This is a genomic window from Streptomyces sp. NPDC056835 (assembly GCF_042789485.1).
Classification (GTDB): Bacteria; Actinomycetota; Actinomycetes; order Streptomycetales; family Streptomycetaceae; genus Streptomyces.
Genome location: NZ_JBHUBB010000032.1, coordinates 1 through 26,974 on the forward strand (window position 1 = coordinate 1; position 26,974 = coordinate 26,974).

Consider the following 26,974-nt stretch of genomic DNA (forward strand, 5'->3'; position numbering starts at 1 on the left):
GACGCCCTCGCCAGCGCACAACTCACCCCCGCCGACGTCGACACCGTCGAGGCACACGGCACAGGCACCACACTGGGCGACCCCATCGAAGCACAAGCCCTCCTGGCGACATACGGCCAAGGACGCGACAAGAACCAACCCCTGTGGCTCGGCTCCATCAAGTCCAACATCGGCCACACGCAGGCCGCCGCAGGCGTCGCCGGCATCATCAAAATGGTCCACGCGATGCGCGACGGCGTCATGCCGCGCACCCTGCACGCGACCACCCCCTCCCACCACGTCGACTGGGAGTCCGGTGCCGTCAGCCTGCTGACGTCGCACCAGGAGTGGCCGGAGCTGGAGCGACCGCGCCGCTCGGCCGTGTCGTCCTTCGGCATCAGCGGCACGAACGCGCACGTGATCCTGGAAGCGGCGCCCGAGGACACCACGACTCCGGACCCCGACCCGGCGGCGCGAGCGCCGATGATCCCCTGGACGCTGTCGGCGAAGACCTCCACCGGGGTGCGGCGGCAGGCCGCGCGGCTGCTCGCGCGGATCGCCGAAGACCCCGGCATCGACCCGCTGGACGTCGGATACACCCTGGCCACGGGCCGGGCCCTGATGGAGCACCGGGCCGTGGTCCTGGGCGCGGGGCGCGAGGAGCTGACCGACGCGCTGACAGCCCTCGCCCAGGGCGAGGAGGTGCCCGCCGCCGTGGCGGGTTCCGCCGCCCCCGGAGCGGGCGGGCTCGCGCTGGTCTTCTCCGGCCAGGGCTCGCAGCGGGCCGGCATGGGCCGGGAGCTGTACGAGCGGTACCCGGTCTTCGCCGAGGCGTTCGACGCCGTGTGCGCCGCCGTGGACGGGCACCTCGCCGGGTACGCCGAACACCCGCTGCGTGACGTCGTGTTCGCCCCCGACGACTCCCCGCTGGCCCCGCTGCTGCATCGGAGCGTGTACACGCAGACCGGCCTGTTCGCGCTGGAGGTCGCGCTCCTCGAACTGCTCAGGGCATGGGGCGTGACCCCTGACCACGTCATGGGCCACTCCCTGGGTGAGATCACCGCGGCGTACGCGGCGGATGTGCTCTCGCTGGCCGACGCGTGCGCCCTTGTGGCGGCGCGCGGCCGCCTGATGCAGGGCCTGCCGGAGGGCGGGGCGATGGTGGCGATCGCGGTCGACGAGCAGGAGGCCGAGGCGTACATCGCGGAGGCGTCCCTGACGGACGCCGTCGGGATCGCCGCGGTCAACGGGCCGCGGGCCGTGGTCGTCTCGGGCGACGAGGCCGCCGCGATAGCCGTCGCCGAGCACTTCCGCGCCGCCGGGCACCGGGTGCGCCGGCTCTCCGTCTCGCACGCGTTCCACTCGCACCGCATGGACGCGATGCTCGACGAGTTCGCCGACGTGCTCGCCGGACTGACGTTCCGGGCACCGCGCATCCCCATGGTGTCGAACGTCACCGGCGGTCCGATCGAGGCGGAGCGCCTGTGCACCCCGCGGTACTGGGTGGAGCACGTCCGCCGGGCCGTCCGGTTCGCCGACGGTGTGCGGAGCCTCGCCGACCAGGGGGTCACCTCCTACCTGGAGGTCGGACCCGAGGCCGTGGTGACCCCGATGGTGCACGCCACCCTCGACGCGCCCCTCGGCGACGACGGGGACGAGGGGGACAACGGGGACGAGGGGTACGACGGGAACGGCGGGTACGTCGCCGTGGCGACGCTCAAGTCCGGCCGGCCGGAAGCCCTCGCGCTCACCCGGGCGCTCGCCGAGATGTTCGTGGCCGGCACTCCGATGGCGTGGGAGCGGCTGCTGTCCGGCGGACGCCGCACCGAACTGCCGGGCTACCCGTTCGCGGGACAGCGCTACTGGCAGGACGCGTCCGAGTCGACGGCCGGCATCCGGGCCGCCGGTCTGAACACCACCCGGCATCCGCTGCTCGGCGCGGCCGTGCGCCTGGCCGACGGTCAGGCGGTGCTCACCGGCCGGGTGCTGCCCGGCGCGCACCCTTGGCTCGCCGACCACGCGGTGGGCGGCACGGTGCTGCTTCCCGGCACCGCCTTCCTCGATCTGGCCCTGCACGCGGGTGACGAGGTGGGCTGCCCCCTCGTCGAGGAACTGACACTCCAGACACCTCTGGTCCTGTCGGCCGACACCGCCGTGAACCTCCAGGTCGCCGTCGGCGCCCCGGACGAGACGGGCCGCCGGTCCGTCACCGTCTACTCCTCGCCCACCACCGCCTCCGGTGCCGAGCCGCTGGTCCGGCACGCGACGGGCACGCTGTCGACAGCGTCCCCGCAGGCGGCCGACTCATGGACCTGGCCGCCCGCCGACGCCGAGCCGGTAGCGGTCGACGGTCTCTACGACGACCTGGCCGGGCGCGGCTACGGCTACGGCCCCGTGTTCCAGGGGCTGCGCGCCGCCTGGCGCACGGCGGACGCGCTGTACGCGGAAGTCGAACTGCCCACCCGGCCCGGGGCGTTCGGCATCCACCCGGCGCTGCTCGACGCCGCCCTGCACGCCGTCACCCTCGGTGTGCCGTCCCTCTCGGGCACCGACGGCACCCAGCCCCTGCTGCCGTTCTCCTGGACGGGCGTCACGATGGAGGCGTCCGGCGCGGCGGCGATACGGGTCCGGCTCACCGCCGCCGGAGACGGCGCCGTGTCCCTGGCCGCCGTCGACACCGCCGGCCAGCCCGTCGTCACCGTGGACGCGCTGGTGCTCCGGCCGATGTCCGCGGCCGCGGCACCGGACCGGGACAGCGGACTCCATCTGCGCTGGCGTGCCGTAGCGGCGGCGGAACCGGCCGAGGGGCATCCGGCGGTCTCCGTCGCCCATGTCGAGCCCGGCGACGTACACACCCGTCTGACCGAGGTGCTTGAGCGCGTGCGGCGCTTCCTCGCCGAGTCGGAGGACGGCGAAGCGCGGCTCGCCGTGGTCACCCGGGGCACCATGATGGAGCAGCCCGATCCGGCCACCGCAGCCGTGTGGGGCCTGCTGCGCTCGGCCCAGGCCGAACACCCCGGACGGCTGCTGCTCATCGACGTGGACACGCGGTCGGACGACGCCGTCGCCGCGGCCGTCGCCTGCGGCGAGCCCCAGGTCGCCGTCCGCGACGGGCAGGTCTTCGTACCCCGGCTCGTCCGCTCCGCGCCGCCGGTGCTGCCGATGCCCGACGCGCCGGAGTGGCGCCTCGAAGCGGCCGGTGACGGCGGCCCCGACGGCCTCGCCCTCGTCCCGTCACCCGCCGCGCCGCTGGGCCCGGAGGAGGTCCGGGTGTCGATGCGGGCCGCCGGGATCGGCCGCGGCGAACTGACGGACGGGGCCGGAGCGCCCGGCACCGAAGGCGCCGGTGTCGTGACGGAGGTCGGTACGGAGGTCACCGGCGTGGCCGTGGGCGACCGCGTCTGGGGCATCTTCCCGGACGGCGGCGCCCTGGGCCGTACGGCGGTCACCGACCACCGGTCGGTCGCCCGGATGCCACGAGCTCTGGCCTTCGCCGAGGCCGCGGCGGCTCCGACGGCGTTCCGTACCGCCTGGCACGCCCTGGTGGACGAGGCCGCGGTGCGGGCCGGGGAGCGGGTGCTGATCCACGTGGGCGCCGGCGACGTCGGCCTCGCGGCGGTCCAGATCGCCCGGCACCTGGGTGCCGAGGTGTTCGCCACCGCGCCCCTCGGTGCCCGGGACGTCCTGCGCGGCCTGGGCGTCGACGAGGCCCACCTCACCGAGGACCACCTCACCGAGCCGGAGGCCGGTGACGTCGCGAAGAACATGCCGACGGGCCTCGACGTGGTCCTGGACGCGCGAGGGAGCGCGGGCGCCGAGGCGCCGGCCGCTCTCCCGCTCGCCGACGGGGGCAGGTTCGTGGCCACCTCCGAAGGCCGGTCCACGGCCGTCGACGCCGCCGGGCAGCGGGCCGTCCTCGCTGAACTCGCCGACCTGTTCGACACCGGCGTGCTGCGCCCCCTGCCGGTCACGGCCTACGACATACGATCGGCTGCCGAGGCCTACCGCCGTCTGGACGAGGACCCGCACACCGGCAAGGTGGTCCTGACGATCCCGCGCCCGCTCGATCCGGACGGCACGGTCGTCCTCACCGGCGCGAGCGGCACGCTGGGGCAGCTCGTCCTGCGGCGGCTCGTCTCCGAGCACGGCGTCCGCCACGTACTGCTGCTCAGCCGGAGTGGCGGCGAGGCACCCCAGGACCTGGTGGACAGCGGCGTACAGGTGCGGTCCGTCACCTGCGACGTGGCGGACCGCGAGCAGCTCGCGAGGGCCCTCGCCGGTATCCCCGCCGAGCATCCGCCGACCGCCGTGGTGCACACGGCCGGTGTCCTCGACGACGGAGTCCTTGAGGCCCTGACGCCGGAGCGGCTCGACACCGTACTGCGGCCGAAGGCGGACGCGGTGCGTGCGCTGCACGAGCTGACGGCCGATGCGGATCTGGCGGCCTTCGTGGTGTTCTCCTCGGTCGCCGGTGTCCTCGGCTCACCGGGGCAGGCGAACTACGCCGCGGCCAACGCCTTCCTGGACGCGTTCGCCGCCCGACGGCATGCGACGGGACGGCCCGCGGTCTCCCTCGCCTGGGGCATGTGGACGCGGACCAGCACGATGACAGCCGGTCTCGGCGCCGCCGACCTCGGCCGTATCGCCCGTACGGGGCTGCTGCCCACCTCCACGGAGGACGGCCTCGCCGCCTTCGACCGGGCGCTTGTGGGCGCCCTGCCCACCGTCGTCCCGGTGCGCGTCGACACGGCGGCGCTGCGCGGCGCGGACACCGTTCCTCCGCTCCTTCGGGAGCTGGCGCCCGTCGCGAACCGGCGGGCCGCGGCGAGCGCCCCCACGGCACCGGCCGAGTCGGTGCGGAGCAGGCTGCGCGGTCTTCCGGTCGAGCAGCGCGCCGCCCTCCTGCTCGACCTGGTCCTCAAGGACGTCGCCCTGGTACTCGGGCACAGCGACCCGCGCGGCATCTCCGCCGACGGAGCGTTCCGCGACCTGGGCTTCGACTCACTGACCGCCGTCGAACTCCGCAACAAGATCAGCGACCGTATCGGCCTGAAGCTGACCGCGACCGCGGTGTTCGACCACCCGAGCCCGCGCGCCCTGGTCGACCATCTCCTCGGCCGGCTCACCGCGGCACCCGCGACGGCGCGGGACGCCGAAGAGCCGAGCTACGAGCGGGTCATGGCCGATCTCACCAGGGTCGGGAACAGCCTGGCCGCACTGAAGCTCACCGGCACCCAACAAGCAGCCCTCGCCGAGGCCTTCCGCGGCCTGGCGGAACCGTGGACCCAGGGAGAGTCCGCGGCGGAGGCCGACGAACCGGCGTCGGCCGGCCTCGAATCCGCGACCGCGGCGGAAGTCCTCGACTTCGTCACCAACAGCCTCGGCATCTCCGTCTCCGGCGACGAATCGCCCACCGACCCGAGTTGAGAGTGAGTTCATGCCCACCGAAGACGAGCTGCTGAAATACCTCAAGGCGGTTTCCGAGGAACTGCATGTCGCTCGCGGGCGGCTGCGGACACTCGAAAGCCGCCGCGGCGAACCCGTGGCGATCGTCGGCATGAGCTGCCGGCTGCCCGGCGGCGTGTCCTCGCCGGATCACCTGTGGGACGTCGTCGTCAAGGGAGAGGACGCGATCGGCGCGTTCCCGGCCGACCGCGGCTGGGACATCGACGCGCTGTACGACCCCGAACCGGGAAACCCCGGCAAGACCTACACCCGCTCCGGTGGGTTCCTGCATGACGCGGCGGACTTCGATCCGGCGTTCTTCGGGATCACCCCGCGCGAGGCGCACGGAATGGACCCGCAACAACGCCTGATGCTTGAGGCGTCGTGGCAGGCCCTGGAGAACGCGGGCATCAATCCGCAGACACTCAAGGACACCCGCACCGGTGTCTTCGCCGGCTCCTTCCACCACGACTACGACCCCGGCGGCGGCAGCGTCGGCAGCCTCGTCTCCGGACGCGTCGCGTACGCACTGGGACTGCAGGGACCCGCCGTCACGGTCGACACGGCCTGCTCGTCGTCCCTGGTCGCGCTGCACCAGGCGGTGCGGTCGCTGCGCGACGGCGAGTGCACCCTGGCGCTGGCCGGTGGTGTGACGGTGCTGTCCACGCCGGGCGTCTTCGTCGAGTTCTCCCGTCAGCGCGGCCTCGCCGCCGACGGCCGCTGCAAGTCGTACGCCACGGCCGCGGACGGCACCGGCTGGGGCGAGGGCGTGGCCGTGCTGGCCCTGGAACGCCTCTCCGACGCCGAGCGTCACGGACACCGGGTCCTGGCGGTCGTACGCGGCACGGCGGTCAACCAGGACGGCGCGTCCAACGGCCAGACCGCGCCCAACGGCCCCGCACAGCAGCGGGTGATCCAGGACGCCCTGGCCAGTGCGCGGCTGACCTCCGCCGATGTCGACGTTGTCGAAGGGCACGGTACGGGCACGACCCTCGGCGACCCGATCGAGGCGCAGGCCCTGCTGGCGACGTACGGCCAAGGACGCGACGAGGACCAGCCGTTGTGGCTGGGTTCGGTGAAGTCCAACATCGGGCACACCCAGGCCGCCGCGGGCGTCGCCGGCATCATCAAGATGGTGCAGGCGATGCGCAACGGCGTCATGCCGCGCACCCTGCACGTGGACGAACCCTCGCACCACGTCGACTGGAGCGAGGGTCAGGTCAAACTCCTGACGGAGAACAGGCCGTGGCCCGAGCACGACCGTCCCCGCCGGGCCGGTGTGTCGTCCTTCGGCTACAGCGGGACGAACGCGCACGTGATCCTGGAGGCCGCGCCGGACGAGGAGCGGGAGCCGGCCGAAGAGAACGGGCCGGAACGTCACGGCGTCATTCCGTGGGTGCTGTCGGCGCGCGGTGAGGCGGCGCTGTCGGAGCAGGCGACGCGGCTGCTCGCCCGGCTCGGCGACGGTGCCGAGCCCGACCCCCGGGACGTGGGATTCACCCTGACCGCCGGACGCGCCGTACTGGACCACCGGGCCGTCGTACTCGGCGGCAACGTGACTGAACTTGCCTCCGGCCTGGAGGAGTTGGCGGCCGGCCGCACGTCTAAGAATGTCGTCACCGGGCGTGCGGGGGCCTCCGGTGGTGTGGTGTTCGTCTTCCCCGGCCAGGGCTCACAGTGGGTCGGCATGGCACGCGAACTCCTCGACACCTCACCGGTCTTCGCCACACGAATGACCGAATGCGCCACCGCACTCGAACCGTACGTCGATGACTGGTCACTGCTGGACGTGGTACGTGACGGCGACGAGGAAGCACTGCGACGCGTTGACGTGGTACAGCCCGTCCTCTTCGCGGTCATGGTGTCACTGGCCGAGCTATGGCGGTCCCTGGGAGTACGACCCGCCGCCGTCGTCGGACATTCACAAGGAGAGATCGCCGCCGCTTGCGTGGCGGGTGCTCTGTCCCTCGATGACGCGGCCCGCGTGGTGGCCCTGCGCAGCCGGGCGATCCTGCGACTGTCCGGACGCGGCGGCATGGTCTCCGTCCTCGCCCCCGAAGAACAAGTGACGGGACGCCTGACCGACGGACTCCAGATCGCCGTCGTCAACGGACCCGAGCAGGTAGTGGTCTCCGGACCACCCGATCAACTGGACGCACTCCTCACCGAATGCGAGGCCGACGGCATACAGGCCCGTCGCATCGCCGTGGACTACGCCTCCCACTCACCACAGGTCGAAGACCTCAAAACCGAACTCCTCGACGTCCTGGCAGACATCGAACCACGCACCGGCCACACCCCCCTCTTCTCCACCGTGTCCGGTGAGTCGATCGACACAGCGGTGATGGACGCCGAGTACTGGTTCACCAACCTGCGCCAGACCGTCCGCTTCGACACCGCCCTGCACAACCTCCTGGAAACCGGACACCGCGTCTTCATCGAAAGCAGCCCCCACCCCGTCCTCCTCGGCGCCATCACGCAGAACGCCGACCACCGTCATACGACCGGCGTGACGGCGGTCGGCACACTCCGCCGTAACGAAGGCGAAAACGCCCGCCTGCTGCGGGGTCTGGCCGAGGTGTTCGCCGCCGGAGTGGACGTCGACTGGTCGTCGTGGGTGGCAGGCGGCCGGCTCATCGAGCTGCCGACCTATGCCTTCCAGCGACGTCGCTACTGGCAGCCGGCCGCCGCCACGACCGCCGACGTCGGCTCCGCCGGCCTCGACCCGATGCGCCATCCACTGCTCGGCGCCGCCATACGCCTCGCAGGCAACGACGACATCGTGCTCACCGGACGAATCTCCCGCACCACCCACCCCTGGCTCGAAGACCACACCGTCTTCGGCACGCCACTGCTCCCGGGAACCGCCTTCGTCGAAATGGCCCTCCGCGCCGGCGACGAGGTCGACTGCGACGTGCTGCGGGACCTGACCCTGCTCGCTCCGCTGGCCCTCCCCGAGCAGGGCGAGATCGACCTCCAGGTGCAGGTCGGGGCGGCGGACGGTACCGGCCGCCCGCTGGACATCTACTCCCGGCCCCGTCGGCACGACGGCACGACGGAGTGGACCCAGCACGCGAGCGCCGTACTCGTCGCGGGCGACGGCACGAACGACGTCACCTCTGAGGCCAACGGACCGCTGTACGGCGCCGCGTGGCCGCCCGCCGGCGCGGAACGCCTGGACGCCGCAGCCCACTACGACACGATGGCCGACGCGGGTCTGGAGTACGGACCGGCGTTCCAGGGCCTGTCCGACGTATGGCGGCTCGACGGCGAGATCCTCGCGCGTGTCACCCTGCCCGGCCGGCAGGCGGAGGAGGCGCGGAGGTTCGCCCTGCACCCCGCCCTCCTCGACGCGGCGCTCCAGGCCGCGGCGGTGGACGGCCTTGACGGCCGTACGCCGCTGCCCTTCTCCTTCGGAGCGGTCACCCTGCACGGCCGCGGCGCGAGCGAGGTGCGCGTGCGCATCGCCCCCACCGGAGGAGGCACCTTCACGGTGGAGGTGGCCGATCCGTCCGGTACGCCGGTGGCCCGGATCGACTCGCTCCTCGTACGCCCGGTGACGGCAGGCGATCTCGCCACCCCGGACAGCGGCACGGAAACGCTGCTGTCCGTCAAGTGGTCGCCGTACGCGGCGGACGAGGGCGCTTCGGCCGCGGACGCCGACGAGCGCGCGTTGGATGTGACGCTTCTGAAGGCCGCGGACCCCGAGCCCGACGCCGGTGACGAGGCCGGTGACAACGCCGGTGACGAGGCCGCTCGGGCGCGGGCGGTGCTGCGGGACACCCTGCGCGGCGTGCGGGAGTGGCTGGCGCGGGACCGGCCCGCCTCGGCGCGCCTGGTCGTGCTGACGCGCCGCGCCGTGCTCACCGGCGCCGAGGAGTCCGACGCCGCCGTCAACCTCGCCCACGCACCCGTGTGGGGGCTGGCGAGGGCCGCTCGCGCGGAGAACCCCGGCCGTGTCGTCCTGGTGGACGCCGACGGCGACCTGGACGGTCTCGACGAGGCCGCGCTCCGGGACGCGCTGCGCACAAACCTGCCCGAACTGGCGCTCCGGGACGGGAAGTTGTACGTTCCCGCCCTGCACCGTCTGGAGACGGCAGCGGTGGCCGACGGCACGGCCGCGGCCTTCGGCACGGGCACCGTCCTGATCACCGGCGGGACGAGCGGACTCGGCGCGCACGTGGCCCGGCACGCCGCCGGGCTCGGCGCCCGGCATCTGCTCCTCCTGTCCCGGCGCGGCCCCGAAGCCGAGGGGGCCGAGGCACTGCGCGACGAACTCACCGCCTCCGGGGCGCGGGTCACCGTACGAGCCTGCGACGTGGCCGACCGCGACCAGCTGCGGCGGGCGCTGCGCGACGTGCCGGACGCGTATCCGCTGACGGCCGTCGTCCACGCCGCCGGCGTGCTCCACGACGCCGTCGTCGAATCGATCGACACGGACGGCCTGGACGCGGTGCTGCGGCCGAAGACGGACGCCGCCTGGCATCTGCACGAACTGACCGCGGGGACGGAGCTGTCCGCCTTCGTGGTCTTCTCCTCGCTCGCGGGCGTGCTCGGCGGGGCGGGGCAGGGCAGCTACGCCGCCGCCAACGCGTTCCTCGACGCGCTGACGCAGCAGCGCCGCCGCACGGGCCTGCCCGGCCTTTCCCTCGCCTGGGGTCTGTGGGCGGAGGCCACCGGTATGACCGGGCACCTCGGCGAGGCCGACCTGGCGCGCATCAACCGCGGCGGGATCGCCGCCCTCGGCACCGCCCAGGGGCTCGGGCTCCTGGACGCCGCGCTCACCCGGGACACGGACGACGCGCTGCTCCTCGCGGCCGCCCTCAACGAGCCTGTCCTGCGCACCACTGAGCCGGGTCTGCTGCCCCCTCTCCTCGCCGGTCTTTTCCCGCCGCGCCGCCGCGTCGCCGTGGCCCGCGCGGGTCTGGCGGCCGGAGCGGACGGGCGCATGGCGCTCGGCTCGCGGGAGGCGGTCGTGGACCGGCTGCGGTACCGGTTCGCCGGCACCATGGGGTTCGACACCGCGGAGATCGACACCGTCGCGCCGCTCGTCGGCCAGGGCCTCGATTCCGTGATGGCCATGCAGATCCGCAGCCTGATCGAGTCGGACTTCGGCCGGGCCCTGCCGATCGCCTCGCTGTTCAACGGCGCCAGTGTCGAGAGCATCGCCGACCAGCTCGTCGCGGGCGAGGGCGAGGTCGCGGGCGAGGGCGCGGGGCAGGTCATCGACGGGGCCGACGCGGCGGGTCCTGACGCGTCCGAGGACGTCGCGGAGGTCGTACGCCATCCCGCCACACGGGACGTCATACGCCTGCTCCGCGCCGAGCAGCACGGCACGCCCGCCGTCACGCACCACATCGGCCTCGCCGTGCGGCTGACGGCCCCGACGACCCCGGGCCGCCTCACCGAGGTGATCGCCTCACTCGCCGCCCGGCACGCGGCGTTGCGCACCGCGATCGTCCCGGACGCGGACGGCGGGCAGCAGCTGGAGGTACGGCGTTCCCTCGACGGCGACCTGGTGCGCTGGTCACCGGTGGACGAAGGCACAGACGTGGACGAGCGGCTGCGCGAGCTGATGGAGCCGCCGTTCGACCTGGCCCTCGCTCCGCTGTGGCGGTTCGAGCTGCTTGCCTACCCGTCCGGCGAGCAGGTCCTCGTGTTCGGCGCGCACCACGCCGTCTCCGACCTGGCCTCGCTGATGCTGGTCGCGCACGGCCTCGGCGCCGGATTCGATGGCGCCGAGGCGCCCGCCGCCGTCACCAACCGGGACATCGACCTGCTGCTGCGGGCCCAGGCCGCGCGCCCGGCGGACCAGCAGGGCCCCTCGGCCGACTGGCGTGCGGACTTCGTGGGGGCCCGGCGCCTCGACCTGGAGCTGGCCGCGCCGCGCCCCGCCGAGCGGTCGTTCCGCTCAGCCATGCACCTGGCGGACCTGCCGCAGAGCCTCCACGAGAAGGTGGCGGCCCGGTCGAACCGCCTCGGCATCACGCCCGCCGCCTTCTGGCTCGGTGTCCTGACGGTGCACCTCGCGCGTCTGCGCGAGCGGAACAGGTTCGTCCTCGCGGTGCCCGTGGACACCCGTATGCATGTGTCCGCCCTCGACGCGGTCGGGTACTTCGGTCTGCCGATCCCGTTCGCCGCCCAGGTGGAGGCGGGGGAGGCCGCCGCCGACGTACTGCGGCGCACCGACAGTCGGCTCAGCCGGGTCCTGGAACGCGGCGTCACCTTCTTCGACGCGATGTCCGCCCTCGTCGAGGAGGGGCTGTACCGCGAGGACGCGCCTCTCGTCGAGGTCTACTTCAACTACATGCCGCCGCAGGCCGGTGCCGCGGCGGGCCTGCGGATCATCCCGGCGGGCACCGGCTACTCCGACCTCGACCTGATGGTCACGGTGATGCCGGGCCTCGGGAAGGTCGGACTTGAGTACAACGCGGACGTCCTCGACGCGGCGAGCTGCGCGGACCTCGCCCGCGGCTGGCTCGCCCTCGCCGAGGAGATCGCCGACGGCCCCGACACCCTCGTCGCGCTACCGGAAGGACCCTCCATGGCCATCGAGCCCGCAACGGCCGCCGACTCCCGTCCCGCGGGCCAGATCGCCGTCGCGGCCACCTTCGCCCTCGGCAACCTCCCGGCCATGCTGTCGGTCGCCCTGGAGGACGCCGACGTCGACGGCGGGCCCTTCGATGTGGTCGAGGCCCCGTACCACCAGGTCCTGGCGAGCCTGCACGACCCGGGCAGCGTCCTCGCCCAGACGTCGACCGCCGCGGGACTGGTCCTGCTGCGCCCCGGCGATCTGACGCGCTTCGCGGACGCGGACGCGGACGGCGATCTGCTCGCCCAGCTCGCCGACGAGTACCCGACCGCGCTGCGCGCCCTCGCCGACCGCACCCGCGCCCCGCTCGTCGTGGCCTTCCTGCCGGAGCGCTCCGACGACGAACGGCTGCGCGCGTGGGAGCGGCAGGTGACGGCGCGCCTCGCCGATCTGCCGGGTATCGCCGTACTGCCCTCGGACGGGTGGAACGACGAGGACTACCCGGTGGACGACGTGTTCGACGCGCACACCGACGAGATGGCCCATCTGCCGTTCCAGGACGAGTTCCAGGCGGTGGTGGCGCTGCGGCTCGCGGACGTCGTCTGGAAGGTCCGCCGCCCGGCGCCCAAGGTGATCGTCGTCGACGGGGACGAGACGCTGTGGAGCGGCGTGGCCGGTGAGATCGGTCCCGACAACGTCGACCTGACCGGGCCGCGCGCCCTGCTCGCCCAGCGGCTGCTGCGGTGGCGGGAGGCCGGAGTACTGCTCGCCCTGGTCTCCAACAACGACGAGGAGACGGTGCACCGCGTCCTCGACCGGCCGGACAGCCCGCTGCACCGGGAGCACTTCGCCGCGATCTCCGCGGCGTGGGAGCCGAAGTGGACGCGGATCGTGAAGATCGCCGAGGATCTGCGGCTGGGCCTCGACAGCTTCCTCTTCCTGGACGACAATCCGGTGGAAATCGCCGGGGTGCGCGCCCAGTTGCCCGAGGTGCTGTGCGTCACCTGCCCGAGCGCGGGCGAACTCGACGGCTTCGTCCGGGGGCTGTGGCCGATGGTGCCGAGGGCCGCGACGGCGGAGGACTCCGCCAGGGCCGATTACTACCGGCAGGAGCAGGAGCGCGGCGAGGCGCGCGCGCAGCAGGGCTTCGCCGAGTTCCTTGAGAACCTTCAGCTCGAACTCGACATCGAGCCCGTGTCCGAGGAGACGGCCGAGCGCACCATCCAACTGAGCAGGCGCACCAACCAGTTCAATCTGCGCCCCCGTCCACTGGATGCCGCCGAACTGGCGCGGCTCCAGAAGGACGGCGAGGTGTGGACGGCGACCGCACGCGACCGCTTCGGCGCGTACGGGCAGATCGGCGTGCTGGCCGTCACAGCCGACGGGGACGCGCTCGAAGTGGTCGCCTGGATGATGAGCTGCCGTGTGCTCGGCCGCGGGGTGGAGGACCGGCTGCTGCGGTGGCTGGCCGACCGGGCCGAGGACCTTGGCTGCGGCGTGGTGCGCCTCGTCGCCGACAACACGCCCCGCAACACTCCCGCACGGCGCCTGGTCTCCCGCCTGGGCGGCGGCGACGTCGAGGCACCGCGCCTTGAGGTGGCGGTGGCGGTGGCACAACTCCGGGAGTTCCGTTCCTGGGACCTCGGATCCGAAAACGCAGCGGAGGTCAGCAATGCCTGAGGCGGGTAGTGGTACCAGCCGCAACCGCGGGGTCAACCGTCGTCCCGAGGAGGAAGTGATCGAGCGGCGCGGCCCGGGCCGCGCCCAGGCCTCCGATCTCCTCGCGCGCTTCCGGAAGACGGCCGGGCCCGCCGCCCCTGCGCAGGCGCCTTCCGGCGGGGCGGGGACCCGAGGTGTCGCGGAGGTCACCGCCGACATCGTCGCGCGGGCCGCCCGCTTCCTGCCGGGGAGCACGGCCGACGCGGAGACGGACCTGTTCGACGCCGGTCTGTCGTCGGTCAACGCGGTCGAGCTGGTCGCGGTCATGGCCCGGGAGCTGGACGTACGGGTGAGCCTGGACGACGTCTTCGCGGACGCGCGGCCACGCCGCCTCGCGCAGCGATGGGCCGCGGCGGCGGGGCTGCCCACCGTGGTGCCCGAGGCCGCGCCGGCCGCGCCGTCGCCGAACGGCTCGCCGGCGATCGCGCCGGTACTCCTGCGCGCGTCGGCCGACGAGGCGAACGAGGACCTGGAGATGATCCTGGCCGACCTCGCGCTCGCCGACCGGCTGCCGTTCAGCCACCAGGCCGAGCCGGTGCCGCCGCGCCGTATCCTGCTCACCGGCGCCACCGGCTACCTCGGCAGCCACCTTCTGCTCGACCTGCTCCGGCAGGGGGACGCCCAGGTGGTGTGCCTGGTGCGCGCGACGGACGACGCCGCCGCCGAACGCCGTCTCGCCGACGCCCTGGCCGGCTTCGACCAGCCGTGGTCCGCCGAGGTCCGGCGACGGGTCACCGTGCTCGCGGCGGACCTCAGGCAGCCGCGCCTCGGCCTGTCGGACGAGGGCTGGGAGAGCCTGGCCCAGGAGATCGACTCGATCGTCAATGTGGCCGCCGCGGTCGACTTCCTGCGCGGCTATCCCTCGCTGCGCCAGACCAATGTGCTCGGCCCGCTGGTCCTCGCCGAGCTGGCGATGACGGGACGGCCCAAGCCGCTGCACCACATCTCGTCGGTCGCCGTGTTCAACGAGGTCGGCATCGAGAAGATGGGCGAGGACGACCCGGTCGCCCACATCGACCGGCTCTTCGCGGGCTACGACAAGTCGAAGTGGGCCGCGGAAGCCGTACTGCGGCGGGCCCGCGAGCACGGCCTGACCGCGACTTTCCTGCGTCCGGGCGCGATCGGCGGCCACACCCGTACCGGCGTGTACAACCCGCGCGACCTCAGCACCGGCCTGATCGGGGCGTTCTCCCGGTACCGGACCGTCCCCGCGTTCAAGTTCATGAACCTGGCACCGGTGGACTGGATCAGCAAGGTGGCGGCCGCCGTGGTGTTCGATCCCAAGGCGTGGGGCCAGAACTACAACCTGACCGGCCGCGCGGAGACGCTGCCGGAACTGGTCAAGGACATGAAGCTGGCCGGCATGAACGTACGCGTGGCCAACTGGCGGGACTGGCGCGACGACCTGCTCCAGCGGCATGCGGCAGAGCCGGTCCCCGAGCTCGACTTCCTGGTCCGGATCCTGCGCAGCCCCACCGCGATGAAGCTGTTCGAGGCGCTGATGTTCGGCCCCGAGGCCGGGGCGGAACGGACCGAGATGTTCGTGACGCGGCACCGACTGCCGATGGCCGAACGGTACGGTTCCCAGGCCCAGTTGAAGGCCTTCGAGCGCATGGCGAAGGACGGCGTGGCGCGGCTGCCCAGCCGCGAGGACCCGCCCTACCTGTCGTTCCGCGAGCGGACGAAGGGCCATGTGGGCCCGATCGGGGAGGACCGCGACACCAAGTGCCGGATGGCGCTCACGCTGTCCATCGCGAGCATGTACCAGGTCGTACGGCACCGGAAGATCGACGTCCGGGGCCAGGTGACCTGTGAGCGGCTGCACCCGGAGCCGCTGAGGGTGGAGGCGGGCGAGATCTGGGTCCGTCCCGACGAGGGCGTCCCCCTCCAGCACGGCAGCGACCACCCGCTGCTGCGCTACCGCCTGGTCCTGGTGGACCGGGACGGCGGGCGCTGGTGGCTGGAGGGCTGGAAGACGGCCCGGGCCAGCCGCGACTTCTGGAAGCAGACCCGGACCATCGAGGTCACCATCGGGCGCGAGGGCGAGCCGGCGAGCCTGGCCGGTGTCGTCAGGGTGCCCGGCAAGAGCTATGTCCCGGACCAGATCGACGGGATCCGGGTCGACCCGCGGCTGTCGTCGCAGGAACAGCGGCTGGCCAAGCTGGCCTGGCTGTCGTGGTTCTTCGTGCAGGTGGGCATGGGGCTGGCGGAGCCGTCCCTGCGCGTCGCCGCCGAACTCCTGGACCTGCGCAGGGACGCGATCGACCGGGACAAGGACAAGCTGCAACGCAAGATCAGGAAGCTGATGATCAAAAGGGAGCAGACCCGATGACGCTGAGGCCCCTTCACCACGCACTCGGGGACCGGGTCGAGGAGATCCCCTTCACCGCCTCCGACGGCACGGAGCTCGGCCTGTGCCGGGTCGTTCCCGACGACGGCTCCACCGACCGCCCGGCCGTGCTGATCCTGCACGGTCTCACCGCCTCGGCGGACATGTTCACGCTGCCCGAGACCCGTAACCTGGTCGATGTCCTGCTCGACGCGGGCTACGAGCCCTGGCTGCTCGACTGGCGCGGCAGTTGCCGGCTGCCGTACAACGAGGGCCGGGTCCGCTACACCTTCGACGACGTGGCGCTCTACGACATCCCCGAGGCGGTGTCGCTGATCAAGGAGCGGATCGATGGCCGTCAGCTGCTGGTCGTCGCGCACTGCATCGGGGCGATGTGCCTGTCGCTGAGCATGGCGGCCGGCCTGGTGCCTGGCCTGGCCGGCGTCGTCGCGCAGGGCGTGTTCCTCACTCCGAAGATGTCCTGGAAGACGCGGGCGCGCCTGCACTTCGGCGGGGAGCTGCTGCGGTCCCGCCTCGTCAACATTCCCACCGACTTCAAGAAGGTGGGCCTGTGGTCGAAGCACTCGCTGATCTTCGCGGAGGTCTCGCTGGGCGCCGAGTGCAAGGACCCCAACTGCCAGATCCTGCACAACGACTCGTGGGGCGTGGGTGGTTCGCTCTTCGAGCACGACAATCTCGATGACGTCACCCACGATCGTCTGGCGGACCTGTACGGCACGGTGCCGATGTGGATCCTGCCTCATCTGCGCGGCATCGAACTGGCCCACACGATGATGCGGTACAACGACGCCGACGGCCGTTACGACGTGTTGCCGAAGAACGCACTCGACAACGCGGGCAAGATCGAGGCGCCGCTGATGCTCCTGTCCGGCAGCGACAATCGCTTCTGGTACGACTCCAACGAGCTCTGCCACGACGTCCTCAGACGCCGGTACCCCGAGATGGACGTCCGCTATGTACAGGTTCCGGGATACGGCCACCTCGACACGTTCATCGGCCGCAACGCGGCCCTGGACGTGTTCGGCCACATCGTGGACTTCCTCGACGAGTGCCGGTCCGTCAACGCCGGTGCGTGACGGCGGCATTCCGCCGTGCGGAATTAGGTAGAGGAAGAGCATGACGTCTGACAGCAAGCAGCAGGGTGCCGCGATCCCCGGTACGCGCCTGGTGATGCCCATCATCCTGCTCACCATCTTCACGGTCCCGTTATCGGTGTCCGGAACAGCCGTGTCCCTGGGCGACATCTCCGACGACCTGGGGGCGTCGTCCACGGGCGAGCAGTGGGCTCTCAACGGATACAACCTGACCTTCGCCTGTTCGACTCTTGTCTGGGGCTCCATCGCGGACATCATCGGGCGATGGCGGGCCCTGATGATCGGATTGCTGACCTTCGGCGTCGGATCCGCGATCAGCCTGGTCGCGACGGACTACCTGACGCTGGACCTGGCCCGGCTGGTGGCGGGGGCCGGCGCGGGTGCCGTCTTCTCGGTGGGGACGGCGGTGGTGTCGTCGAATTTCGAGGGTGAACGCCGAACCCGTGCTTTCGCCCTGCTGGGATCGGTCGCGGGTCTGTCCTTGGCCTTCGGCCCGTCTCTGTGCGGTCTCTTCACCCAGGTCGTCGGCTGGCGCTTCGTCTACGGATTCCAGCTGGGCTGTCTGGTGATCGCGTGCCTCGGCATGCCGCTGATCCGCCGAGCGGCCGACCACGAGAAGAGGCGCGCGGCCCGGATCGATGTGGCGGGAGCGGTGCTGTTCTGCGTGGCGATCTCCCTGACGCTCGGTGGGCTGGCGCTCGGTTCGGCGACGGGATGGGTGTCGCTCCCCTTCCTGCTGTGCACCACTGCGGGGATCGCCTGTTACGGACTTTTCGCGTGGCGGGAATCCACCGCGCCGAGCCCACTGCTGAGCCTGCGCACTCTGCGAAACCGGCGTTTCTCCGGAATGACGCTGGTGGTCGCGGTCGCCTCCTTCACCTTCACCAACGCGGTCGCCTACATGCCGGTCTTCTTCCAGGGCGCCTACGGCGCCTCACCGGGTTCGAGTGGTGCGTTCCTGATGTTCCTGACCATGCCCGTGCTGGTCGCCCCGCTGATCGCCGGACGTCTGGCCGCCGGCGGGACGGCCGCGGACAAGATCCTTGTCTGGAGCATCGCGTTGTTGGTGGTGGGCTTGGTGGCCACCGGCGTGGGAGCCGAGCAGGGCCTCGCGTGGATCGCTCTTCCGATGGTGATCGTCGGCGCCGGATTCGGGTTGCAGGCCGGTCTGATCGACGGTGAGGCATTGGCGCAGGTGCCCGAGAAGGAGGCGGGCATGGCGGCCGGATGGATCAATACCGTTCGGCTCGGGAGCGAGGCCATCGCGGTCTCGCTGTTCGGCTCGCTGTTCGCCAGTTTTGTGGGCAGCGCCGCCCACGCCTCCCGTCAGGGATTCGCGGTCATCACGATCGGCTCCACCTTGTTCGCGGCGGTGATCGGTGTCCTGGCGATAGTTCTCCTGCGCCGGGGCCGGCACGGTGAAACGCCACCGGAAAGCCGGACGCGTCCGGCGGCGGACCCGGCGGACACGGGAGTCCGATGACAGAGCCGAAGCTCAGCCCGCCGCGGCGAGGACCAGCGGAAGGACCTCTCCGCCGCCTGCCCGGCGGAGCAGGCGGGCGGCGACCGCGAGGGTCCAGCCGGAATCGGTGTAGTCGTCGACGAGCAGGACGGGCCCGGGAGAGCGGGCCAGGTCAGCAGCCAGTTCCCCGGAGACGCTGAAGGTGCCGGACAGCGCCCTGAGGCGTTGGGCGGAGTTGCTGCGGCGTGCCGCTCCCGCGCCGCTCGGCCCGGTGTACGTCAGGGTGCCCAGGAAGGGGAGGCGGCCGGTGGCCGCGATTCCCCGGGCGAGGGAACCGACCAGCTGGGGCCGGGCCAGGGAGGGCACGGCGACGACCCCCACCGGCCTGGCGGAGGCGTCCGGGACGTTCGACGCCCAGCCGCCCGGAGAGCGCGCCCAGTCGGCGAGGACCGCCACCGCGGCCCTGAGGACATCGTCGGGCACCGGCCCGTCGGGCGCGTTCTCGGCCAGCAGCGGGCGCAGCCGGTTGCCCCAGCCGATGTCCGAGAGACGCCCCAGGGCGCGCCCGGTGGAGCACTGCTCCTTGGCCGGGATACGCCCCTTGAGGTCGATGCCCAGGGCAGGCATCCCCGTCGGCCACATGCGCCGCGGCTCAACTTCCGCTCCCGGACGGTCCAGTTCCTTCGCCGCCCCTGTCAATGTCTCGGCCGAGACCGCGGAATCGGCCCAGGCACCCGCGCAGTTGTCGCACCGGCCGCACGGGGTGGCCCCCTCGTCGTCCAGCTGCCGGCGCAGGAACTCCATCCGGCACCGCGTCGTGCTCACGTAATCGCGCATGGCCTGCTGCTCGGCGGCCCGTTGCCGCGCCACCCACGCGTAGCGTTCGGCGTCGTACACCCAGTCGGCTCCCGTGGCCGTCCAGCCGCCCTTGACTCGCTTGACCGCGCCGTCGACGTCCAGCACCTTGAGCATCGTCTCCAGCCGGCTGCGCCGAAGGTCCACCGCCGCTTCCAGAGCCGGCACGGACAGCGGCCGACCCGCGTCGGCGAGGGCCGAGAGGGTCTGGCGGACCTGTGCCTCGGGCGGGAAGGCGGTATCGGCGAAGTAGCGCCAGATCGCCTCGTCCTCCTTGCCCGGCAGCAGCAGCACATCGGCGTGGGCCACGCCGCGCCCCGCGCGCCCCACCTGCTGGTAGTAGGCGATCGGTGAGGACGGTGAGCCGAGATGGAGCACGAAGCCCAAGTCCGGCTTGTCGTAGCCCATACCCAGCGCCGACGTCGCGACCAGCGCCTTGACCCGGTTCTCCCGCAGGTCGACCTCGGCCTGCAGCCGGTCGGCGTTCTCCGTCTTTCCGGTGTACGAGGCCACGCGGAAGCCGCGCTGCCGCAGGAAGGCGGTGGCCTCCTCGGCGGCGGAGACGGTGAGGGTGTAGATGATCCCGGAGCCCGGCAGCTCGTCCAGGTGCTCGGCGAGCCAGGCCAGCCGGTGCGCGGCGTCCGGCAGCCGGACCACACCCAGCCGCAGGCTTTCCCTCTCCAGCGGGCCGCGCAGCACCAGGGCCTCGCCGGCACCGGTGCCCAACTGCTCGGCCACATCAGCCGTTACCCGCTCGTTGGCGGTCGCGGTGGTGGCCAGCACCGGCACGCCGGGCGCGAGCTCGGCGAGCATCGCCCGCAGTCTGCGGTAGTCGGGCCGGAAGTCGTGGCCCCAGTCGGAGATGCAGTGCGCCTCGTCGACCACGAGCAGACCGGTCGTGGCCGCGAGCTTGGGCAGCACCTGATCGCGGAAATCAACAGAATTGAGGCGTTCCGGACTTACCAGGAGAACGTCGGTCTCGCCGCGCTCGACCTCCCCGTAAATGGTGTCCCATTCCTCCGGGTTGGCCGAGTTGATGGTGCGTGCCCGGATACCGGCCCGCGCCGCCGACTCGACCTGGTTGCGCATCAGCGCCAGCAGCGGCGAGACGATCACCGTGGGCCCCGAGCCACGCCGGCGCAGCAGAGCGGTGGCCACGAAGTACACCGCCGACTTGCCCCAGCCGGTGCGCTGCACCACCAACGCCCGACGACGCTCCTCCACCAGAGCCGCCACCGCCTGCCACTGGTCCTCCCGCAGCCGCGCCGAACCGCTCGGGGCCCCGACGAGCTCGGCGAGGATGACGTCGGCTTCAGCGCGGAGATCCAGGTTGTCCATGCCCCCATGCAACCCGATGGCAAGGACAATGGACAATCGCCCACGTCACCCAGCGTGACACCGGGCCGGGGCGGTGGCCTCCGCGGGCGGCCCCGTGCCGCTCGCGGGGCCGGAGCGGAGGGGGTGTTTCCGCTGGTCCTCGCTGTTCGGACGGGACGGGGAGCCGCACCGGTGGCGAGTTCTCGCAAGGATATGCCAGTCATACCCCCGCATTGCGGACGACGGCGTCAATTGCTCGTTGCCGCACGCCGATACGCCAGCGAGAATTGGAACCGCCCCCGCACAGCCCCACGCGGCCCGTCAAGGCCGTGCCGCGGCGCCGCCCCCATCCGACCCAGCCCGCACTGTGGGCGCGTATGCGAAGGGAGGAACGTGACCTTCGGATTCGCTCCGTCCGCAGCCACTTCGGTCAGCACACCCGCCGATTCCGCCAGCCGCCTCGCCAGAATGCTCGAACCCGCCGAATGGGCGGAAGCAGGCATTCCGCTGCTGCGCAACCCCCGTGAGGTGGTCAGCGGTCTGCACAGCAGGCACCGGCCGATCCCGTCGACCGCTGTGGTGGCCGTACTCGACCATGAGGAACGGCTCGCCGCCAGCGCCTCGTTCGCCCCGCGTGCCGCGCCGGTCGACGGCTGGGAGTTCCGCAACGCGCTGCTGGCGCATCTGCGCCGCGTCATCCCGCACGACCTGCGCCGCCGTACGCCCGTACGCACCGCCGTCCTGCTCTACTGCCGTGAGGGCGACGAACGTTGGACGCAGGAGGACGGGGCCTGGATGTGGGGGCTGCGGGACGCCTGCACCCTCCATGGACTGCGCTGTGGCGCGTACATCACGCTGACCCGCGGCGGCTGGCAGGTGCTGGGCGAGGGCCGCGGTGGCCGACGGCCCAACTCCGAGTCCCCGCCCACCGCTCTGGCCGAGACACCGACCGACCCGGAACCGTCGCCCGTACGCGGTGGCGGCGGAGCGGTGGAGGTGCTGCGCCGCACGGCTGCCCGCTGAGCAGCCGGGCGGCCGCCGCCCGCCGGGTCCGTCACAGCGGCCCGGCCGCCCCCTGAACGGGCAGCCGGGTCACGGCCGGACCGGCGTCGTACGGCTCAGACGCCCGCGCCCAGCACGGTGTTGATCCGCTTCGAGTCACCGCATACGACGAGCAGCGCGGCGGCTCGCTCCCTGGCCAGGGGAAGCACCTGAGCGAGAACGTCGTCACCGCCCCCGTTGACGGCGACGACCACGACAGGCCGCGCCTGAGCACGGGCCGCCGCGCCGCCGTCCGCGAAGAACACGTCCTCACGGGCGTCGTGCTGAGCCCAGTAGGCGGCTTCTCCGAAGGACAGCTCATGGGTGGCCCACGGGTGCTGTTCCCCGGTGGTGAGCACCAGGATGTCGCCCGGCGCCCGCCCCGAGTCGAGCAGCAGATCGACCGTCTCCTCGGCGGCGTCGAGCGCACCGCCGGCCGGAGCCGGAATCAGCTGGATCTGAGGGACGGAAGGAGTGGTGGCGCCGGAAGCCTGGGGCTGCCCGGCGGAGTTGTGCGAGCGCTGCGCCGGCGGCGCGGGCCTCGCGGGACCGGGGCCCGGACGTCCGGGCCGCGGCGTCGTCGCGGAGCGCGGCCCGGGGACGGGACGCGGACCGGGTACAGGACGAGGGGTCGGCGCCGTACGGCCGGTGGCCGGAGTGGCGCTGGCACCCTGGGCTCTCTCGTGAATCTGAGGCTCCTGAGGGATGAGAGGCATGACTGGATGTCTATCAAACACCGGTGCGAAAAGCATCGGCAGGTGGGGATATTTGTACCCATGTCTGCGGGCGCGAGCCACCCAGACGTAAGGTTCACCGGAAGTTCCGGAAATCGGACCTTCCAGAAATCGGCGGTTCAGAAGTCGAAGCCGAGTTGGCCCCCGCTTTCCATAGCGGCGGCCTCCGCGGAGACCCGGACCTTCTTGAGATGCCGCCACTGGGGCAGCGCGTCAAGATAGGCCCACGAGAGCCGGTGGTGCGGTGTGGGCCCCCACTCCTCCAGTGCCGCTTTGTGCACCGGTGAGGGGTAGCCCGCGTTGGCGCCGAACGCGTAGGGAACGTACTCCTCGGCCGCCGCGCCGAGTTCGGCCATGATGGCGTCCCTCCGCACCTTGGCGAGTACCGAAGCGGCAGCCACCGAGACACAGGACTGGTCGCCCTTGATGACCGTACGCACCAGCCAGGATCCTCCGAGATAGTCGTGCTTGCCGTCGAGGATCACCGCGTCGGGCCGTACCGGCAGCGCCTCCAGGGCGCGTACGGCGGCGAGCCTGAGCGCCGCGGTCATCCCCAGGGCGTCGATCTCCTCCGGGGAGGCGTGTCCCAGCGCGTGCGAGGTGACCCACCCCTCCAGCTCATCGGCCAGCTCCGTACGGCGCTTGGGGCTGATCAGCTTGGAGTCGGTGAGGCCGGCCGGAGGTCTGCGCAACCCCGTGACGGCCGCGCATACCGTGACCGGACCGGCCCACGCTCCGCGCCCGACCTCGTCGACGCCGGCGATGATCCTGGCTTCGGTGGTGGCGCGCAGCGAGCGCTCAACGGTGTGCGTGGGTGGTTCGTACGGCATGGCACCAGCCAGGTTACGCCGCTCGAACGCCGCGCGACAGACCGGGTACCGGCCGTGGCCGGACGGAGCGTCGTCCCGTACCCGCCGGCGTTCATGGCCTGTCGAGTTCTCGCCCCAGCCCGTAGCAGGTGGAGGACGGGTCGATCTCCCGCGCCGCCACGATCTCGCGGGCCCTGCTCTCCGACCAGCTCGTCGCGTACCAGGGCTCGGACGCGTCCCCCAGATTCCGGTCGATGCCGGCCAGGGCACACGAACGCAGCGGCTCGGGCAGCCGGTCGAGCGCGGGCGCGGCATCGGCCGAGAGGTCCTGGAAGTAGTCGATGTCGATCTTTTGGGAGCGTTCGTACCGCTGCACGTTCCGCTCCGCGACCAGCGCGTCCGGCGAGATCAGGCCGAAGGCCAGGACGGCGGCACCGGCGCTCGCGGCGACGGCGCGCGGCAGCCACCGTCCGCCGATGGCCCCGGCCACCAGGATCAGGACGATCACCACACCGAGCCACAGCTCCACGGCCGCCACCGAGACGCGCAGACGGGTGAGCCCGTAGGCGTCGACATACAGATCCATCCGGCGCAGCGCCGCGGCGACCACGACCAGGGTCAGCGCGCAGAGGACACCGAGCACGGCCCGGACCAGCGTGGCGTCACGGGCTCCGGAGCGCGGGGCCCATCGCCGGGCCAGTCCGATCACGACAAGGACGAGCAGAGTGGCCCAGAGCAACTGCCAGAAGCCCTGGCGCGCGTACTCCGCGTAGGTCAGACCGGTCTCCCGCAGGATCTTGTCGTATCCGCCGAAGAGCACGGCGAGCTGGATGGTGATGAAGGCCGCGAAGAGCAGATTGAGGACGATGAGCGGAAGCGCCCACTCCATCCGGCCACGGGCCCGTCCGGGGCGTACGGTGATCCGGTCCCAGCGCAGCGGCGCCGCGGCGGTGTGGGCGGCGGCGAGCGCGCCGACGAACCCCACCACGAACAGCACGAACCGCCACGGCCCGTCGCCGACGGAGACGTCGGGGCTCAACTGGCCGAGCAGATCCGCGAACGCGGCGTCCGCGTTGGCGAAGAGGGTGCCGAACACGATCAGCAGCGCTGCCGCGACGGCGACGGCACGGACGACCGGCATCACACGATCGCGCGATCCCCCGGCGCGTGCCCGCAGGCCGTGCCACCCCCAGACCGTGCCGGGTCCGACGGAACCGAGCAGACCCAGCGGGCCGAGCACGACCCCCGGCCAGGTACGGCAGCCGTGCAGGGCGAGCGAGCCGAGTGCCAGTGCGGAGACGACCGCGAGGAAGGTGGGCAGCCCGGCGTCCCGCAGTGCGGGGACGGCGAGCAGAGCGATGCCACCGAGAGCCCAGACAAGCGTCCAGGGGCGCGGCCGACGGCCCGCGGCCCGGGCCGCGAAGCAGGCGGCGAGCGCCGCGGGCACCGCCACGATCAGCAGATTCAGGCCGAGTCCGGCACCCAGCAGCAGGGCGCTGAGCACGGCGGACGCCAGGACCGACCAGAGGGTGGCGACACGGATCGGGGCGGCGGCGCGCGGCTGGATCTCGGTGAGCCAGAGGGGCGGCTCGGTACGCCGCGGCTGCCACTGCTGCCAGTCGGGCGGGGGCGGCGCGCCCTGACGCCGCTCGGTGAGTACGGGTCCGGCCGAGGACAGACGGGCGGTGTCCCCCGGCCCACGAGCGCCGCCCTGCCCTTGGCTGTCGGCCCGCTCCCGCTCCTGCCCCCGTTCTCCGTCGGATTTCCGCGTTCTGTCCGAATCTGTCACGGGACCCCCTCCCGGCCGGGTCCCTTCGCGGCAGTGGAGTGGCGCGTACGGCCCGGCGTCTCGTCGGCGCACGCCCCTCGAAGATCACCGGGGGCGGCGTGGCCGACAGAGTAACCACGTGCTTCCGCCCCTCCGCGTTTTCGGGGGGAGGTGTGGCAGGACCGTGACAACTACAGAGGCAACGACAGCCAGCCCGGCAGCGCTTCCGTCCGCTCCAGCCAACGCGCCGGCGGCGCCCCGGTCCTCGCCGCGGAGATCACTCCCCCCGCGATGGCGCACGTCGTGTCCACATCGCCGCCCACCTGGGCCGTGGTCCAGAACCCCCGCTCGAAATCGCCGAGAGCCCGCGCCGCGGACCAGAGGGCGAACGGGACCGTGTCATGCGCGCTGGTACGCCGTCCACAGCCGAGAACCGCGGCCACTGTGCCCGCGTCGTCGTAGTCCAGCATGTCCCGCGCCCGGCGCAGCCCCGCCCCGACCGCGCTGCGCGGCACCAGCGCCACCACCGCGTCGAGCAGCGCCGCCGGCTCCGGTGGCCCGGCGGGATCCGCGGCGAGAGCCGCTGCCGCCGCCACCGCCATGGCGCCCACCACGGCCTCGCGGTGCTGGTGCGTGGTGTACGCGGAGATCTCGGCCTGATGCGTGGCCTGCTCAGGATCGCCCGCGTACCAGGCGCCGAGCGGCGCGATCCGCATGGCGGCCCCATTGCCCCACGAGCCCTGCCCGTTGAACAGCGCGGCGGCCAGTTCACGCCAGTCGCCGCCCTCCCTGATCAACCGGAGCATGCGGTTCACGGCCGGGCCGTAGCCGCGGTCGAAGTCATGGTGCGCGGCGAAGGACCGGGCCAGTGCGTCCTGGTCGATACGGTGATGCGCGGCCAGTACGGCCAGTACCGACGCGGCCATCTCGGTGTCGTCGGTCCACTGCCAGAGCCCTGGCGGCAGCTCGCGCCGTTTCAGCATCGGATAGTTCGAAGGGACGAAGAACTGGGAGCCCAGAGCGTCCCCCACGGCCAGCCCGCGCAGGCTCGCCAGGGCGCGTTCACAGCGTGGATCGGTGGGCCGGCCGGGCACGGATTCACTGGGCGCGGGCTCAGTGGGTGCGGATTCAGTGGGCGTGGGTTCGTCGGGTGTGGGATCAGCGGTCATCGCACGGTCATTCTATCCAGTACGCCCGTAGGGCTCGGGAGTGCGCCAGCGCTCGAACGGCCGGTCCAGCGTGTATCTGCCGTCCGCACCGAGCATCAGGGTTCTGGTCTCCCCGTTGCCCGGGTTCGACAGGGATTCGAACTCCGCCACCGACCAGTGGAACCACCGCATACAGAACAACCGCATGGTCAGTCCATGGGTCACCAGCAGCACGTTCTCCGGCGAGTCCGGCGTCTCGAAGCTCCGGTGGAGGGACTCCAGGAACGCGCCGACCCGATCGTAGACATCGGCGCCCGACTCGCCCTGCGCGAAACGGTAGAAGAAGTGCCCGTACGCGTCCCGGTAGGCCTTCTGTAGCCGTACGTCCTCCCGGTCCTGCCAGTTCCCCCAGTCCTGCTCACGCAGCCGGGGCTCCTCCCGTATCCGCACCAGCTCCGGGTCGAGGCCGAACGCCTCGAACGTCTCGTGGGTGCGGCGATAGGGCGAGACGAAGACGCTGACCGGCTCCCGGCCGAACAGCTCACGCAGCCGTACGCCGGTCTCCAGGGCCTGCCGCCGGCCCTTCTCGGTGAGCCTCAGGGCATGGTCGGGCTCGCGTTCGTACACCGTGTCATCATCGTTGCCTACCGACTCGCCGTGCCGGACGAGGACGATGCGCCGTGGTCGTGCCATGCCACGACCCTAGACGAGTAGGTCCGAA

General features: G+C 72.2%; 12 protein-coding genes. 6 read left to right on the top strand and 6 right to left on the bottom strand.

Features of this window, described 5'->3' with window-relative positions:
- The 5 genes from ACFRMN_RS30010 to ACFRMN_RS30030 form a co-directional block, all read left to right on the top strand.
- The coding region (locus tag ACFRMN_RS30010) for an SDR family NAD(P)-dependent oxidoreductase (protein WP_383025215.1) at positions 1-5,406 on the top strand (5,406 nt) is incomplete at its 5' end.
- Positions 5,407-5,416: 10 nt separating this feature from the next.
- Positions 5,417-13,636 carry an HAD-IIIC family phosphatase gene (locus ACFRMN_RS30015; protein WP_383025218.1) on the top strand — a complete coding sequence of 2,740 codons (8,220 nt, stop codon included), beginning with the start codon at positions 5,417-5,419 and terminating at the stop codon, positions 13,634-13,636.
- Entirely contained in the window at positions 13,629-16,007 is a 2,379-nt protein-coding gene (locus tag ACFRMN_RS30020; protein WP_383025221.1) for a thioester reductase domain-containing protein, read from the top strand. The genes ACFRMN_RS30015 and ACFRMN_RS30020 overlap by 8 nt, the downstream gene beginning before the upstream one ends.
- Complete coding sequence (locus ACFRMN_RS30025) at positions 16,004-17,101, top strand: alpha/beta fold hydrolase (protein WP_383025224.1); 1,098 nt, start codon at positions 16,004-16,006, stop codon at positions 17,099-17,101. The genes ACFRMN_RS30020 and ACFRMN_RS30025 overlap by 4 nt, the downstream gene beginning before the upstream one ends.
- Before the next feature lie 40 nt (positions 17,102-17,141).
- Positions 17,142-18,602: an MFS transporter gene (locus ACFRMN_RS30030; protein WP_383025226.1), complete on the top strand. Its 1,461-nt coding sequence runs from the start codon at positions 17,142-17,144 to the stop codon at positions 18,600-18,602.
- 12 nt (positions 18,603-18,614) lie between these two features.
- Here ACFRMN_RS30030 and ACFRMN_RS30035 read toward each other — a convergent pair whose 3' ends face one another.
- A complete protein-coding gene (locus ACFRMN_RS30035) occupies positions 18,615-20,774 on the bottom strand; it encodes a DEAD/DEAH box helicase (RefSeq protein ID WP_383025229.1) in 2,160 nt (719 codons plus the stop codon).
- 372 nt (positions 20,775-21,146) lie between these two features.
- Between ACFRMN_RS30035 and ACFRMN_RS30040 the strand changes: the two genes are divergently transcribed.
- Entirely contained in the window at positions 21,147-21,776 is a 630-nt protein-coding gene (locus tag ACFRMN_RS30040) for a hypothetical protein (RefSeq protein WP_383025232.1), read from the top strand.
- Between the two features lie 95 nt (positions 21,777-21,871).
- Here ACFRMN_RS30040 and ACFRMN_RS30045 read toward each other — a convergent pair whose 3' ends face one another.
- The 5 genes from ACFRMN_RS30045 to ACFRMN_RS30065 form a co-directional block, all read right to left on the bottom strand.
- A complete protein-coding gene (locus ACFRMN_RS30045; RefSeq protein ID WP_383025235.1) occupies positions 21,872-22,510 on the bottom strand; it encodes a hypothetical protein in 639 nt (212 codons plus the stop codon).
- 137 nt (positions 22,511-22,647) lie between these two features.
- Entirely contained in the window at positions 22,648-23,358 is a 711-nt protein-coding gene (locus ACFRMN_RS30050; RefSeq protein ID WP_383025237.1) for a ribonuclease HII, read from the bottom strand.
- A gap of 91 nt (positions 23,359-23,449) precedes the next feature.
- The gene (locus ACFRMN_RS30055; protein ID WP_383025240.1) at positions 23,450-25,126 is read right to left on the bottom strand and encodes a DUF4153 domain-containing protein; all 1,677 of its coding nucleotides are present in this window, start codon (positions 25,124-25,126) and stop codon (positions 23,450-23,452) included.
- A 170-nt stretch (positions 25,127-25,296) separates the two neighbouring features.
- Positions 25,297-26,274, bottom strand: a complete 978-nt coding sequence (locus ACFRMN_RS30060) for an ADP-ribosylglycohydrolase family protein (RefSeq protein WP_383025243.1) — start codon at positions 26,272-26,274, stop codon at positions 25,297-25,299.
- A 12-nt stretch (positions 26,275-26,286) separates the two neighbouring features.
- Positions 26,287-26,946: a histidine phosphatase family protein gene (locus ACFRMN_RS30065; RefSeq protein ID WP_383025246.1), complete on the bottom strand. Its 660-nt coding sequence runs from the start codon at positions 26,944-26,946 to the stop codon at positions 26,287-26,289.
- Positions 26,947-26,974: the final 28 nt, after the last annotated feature.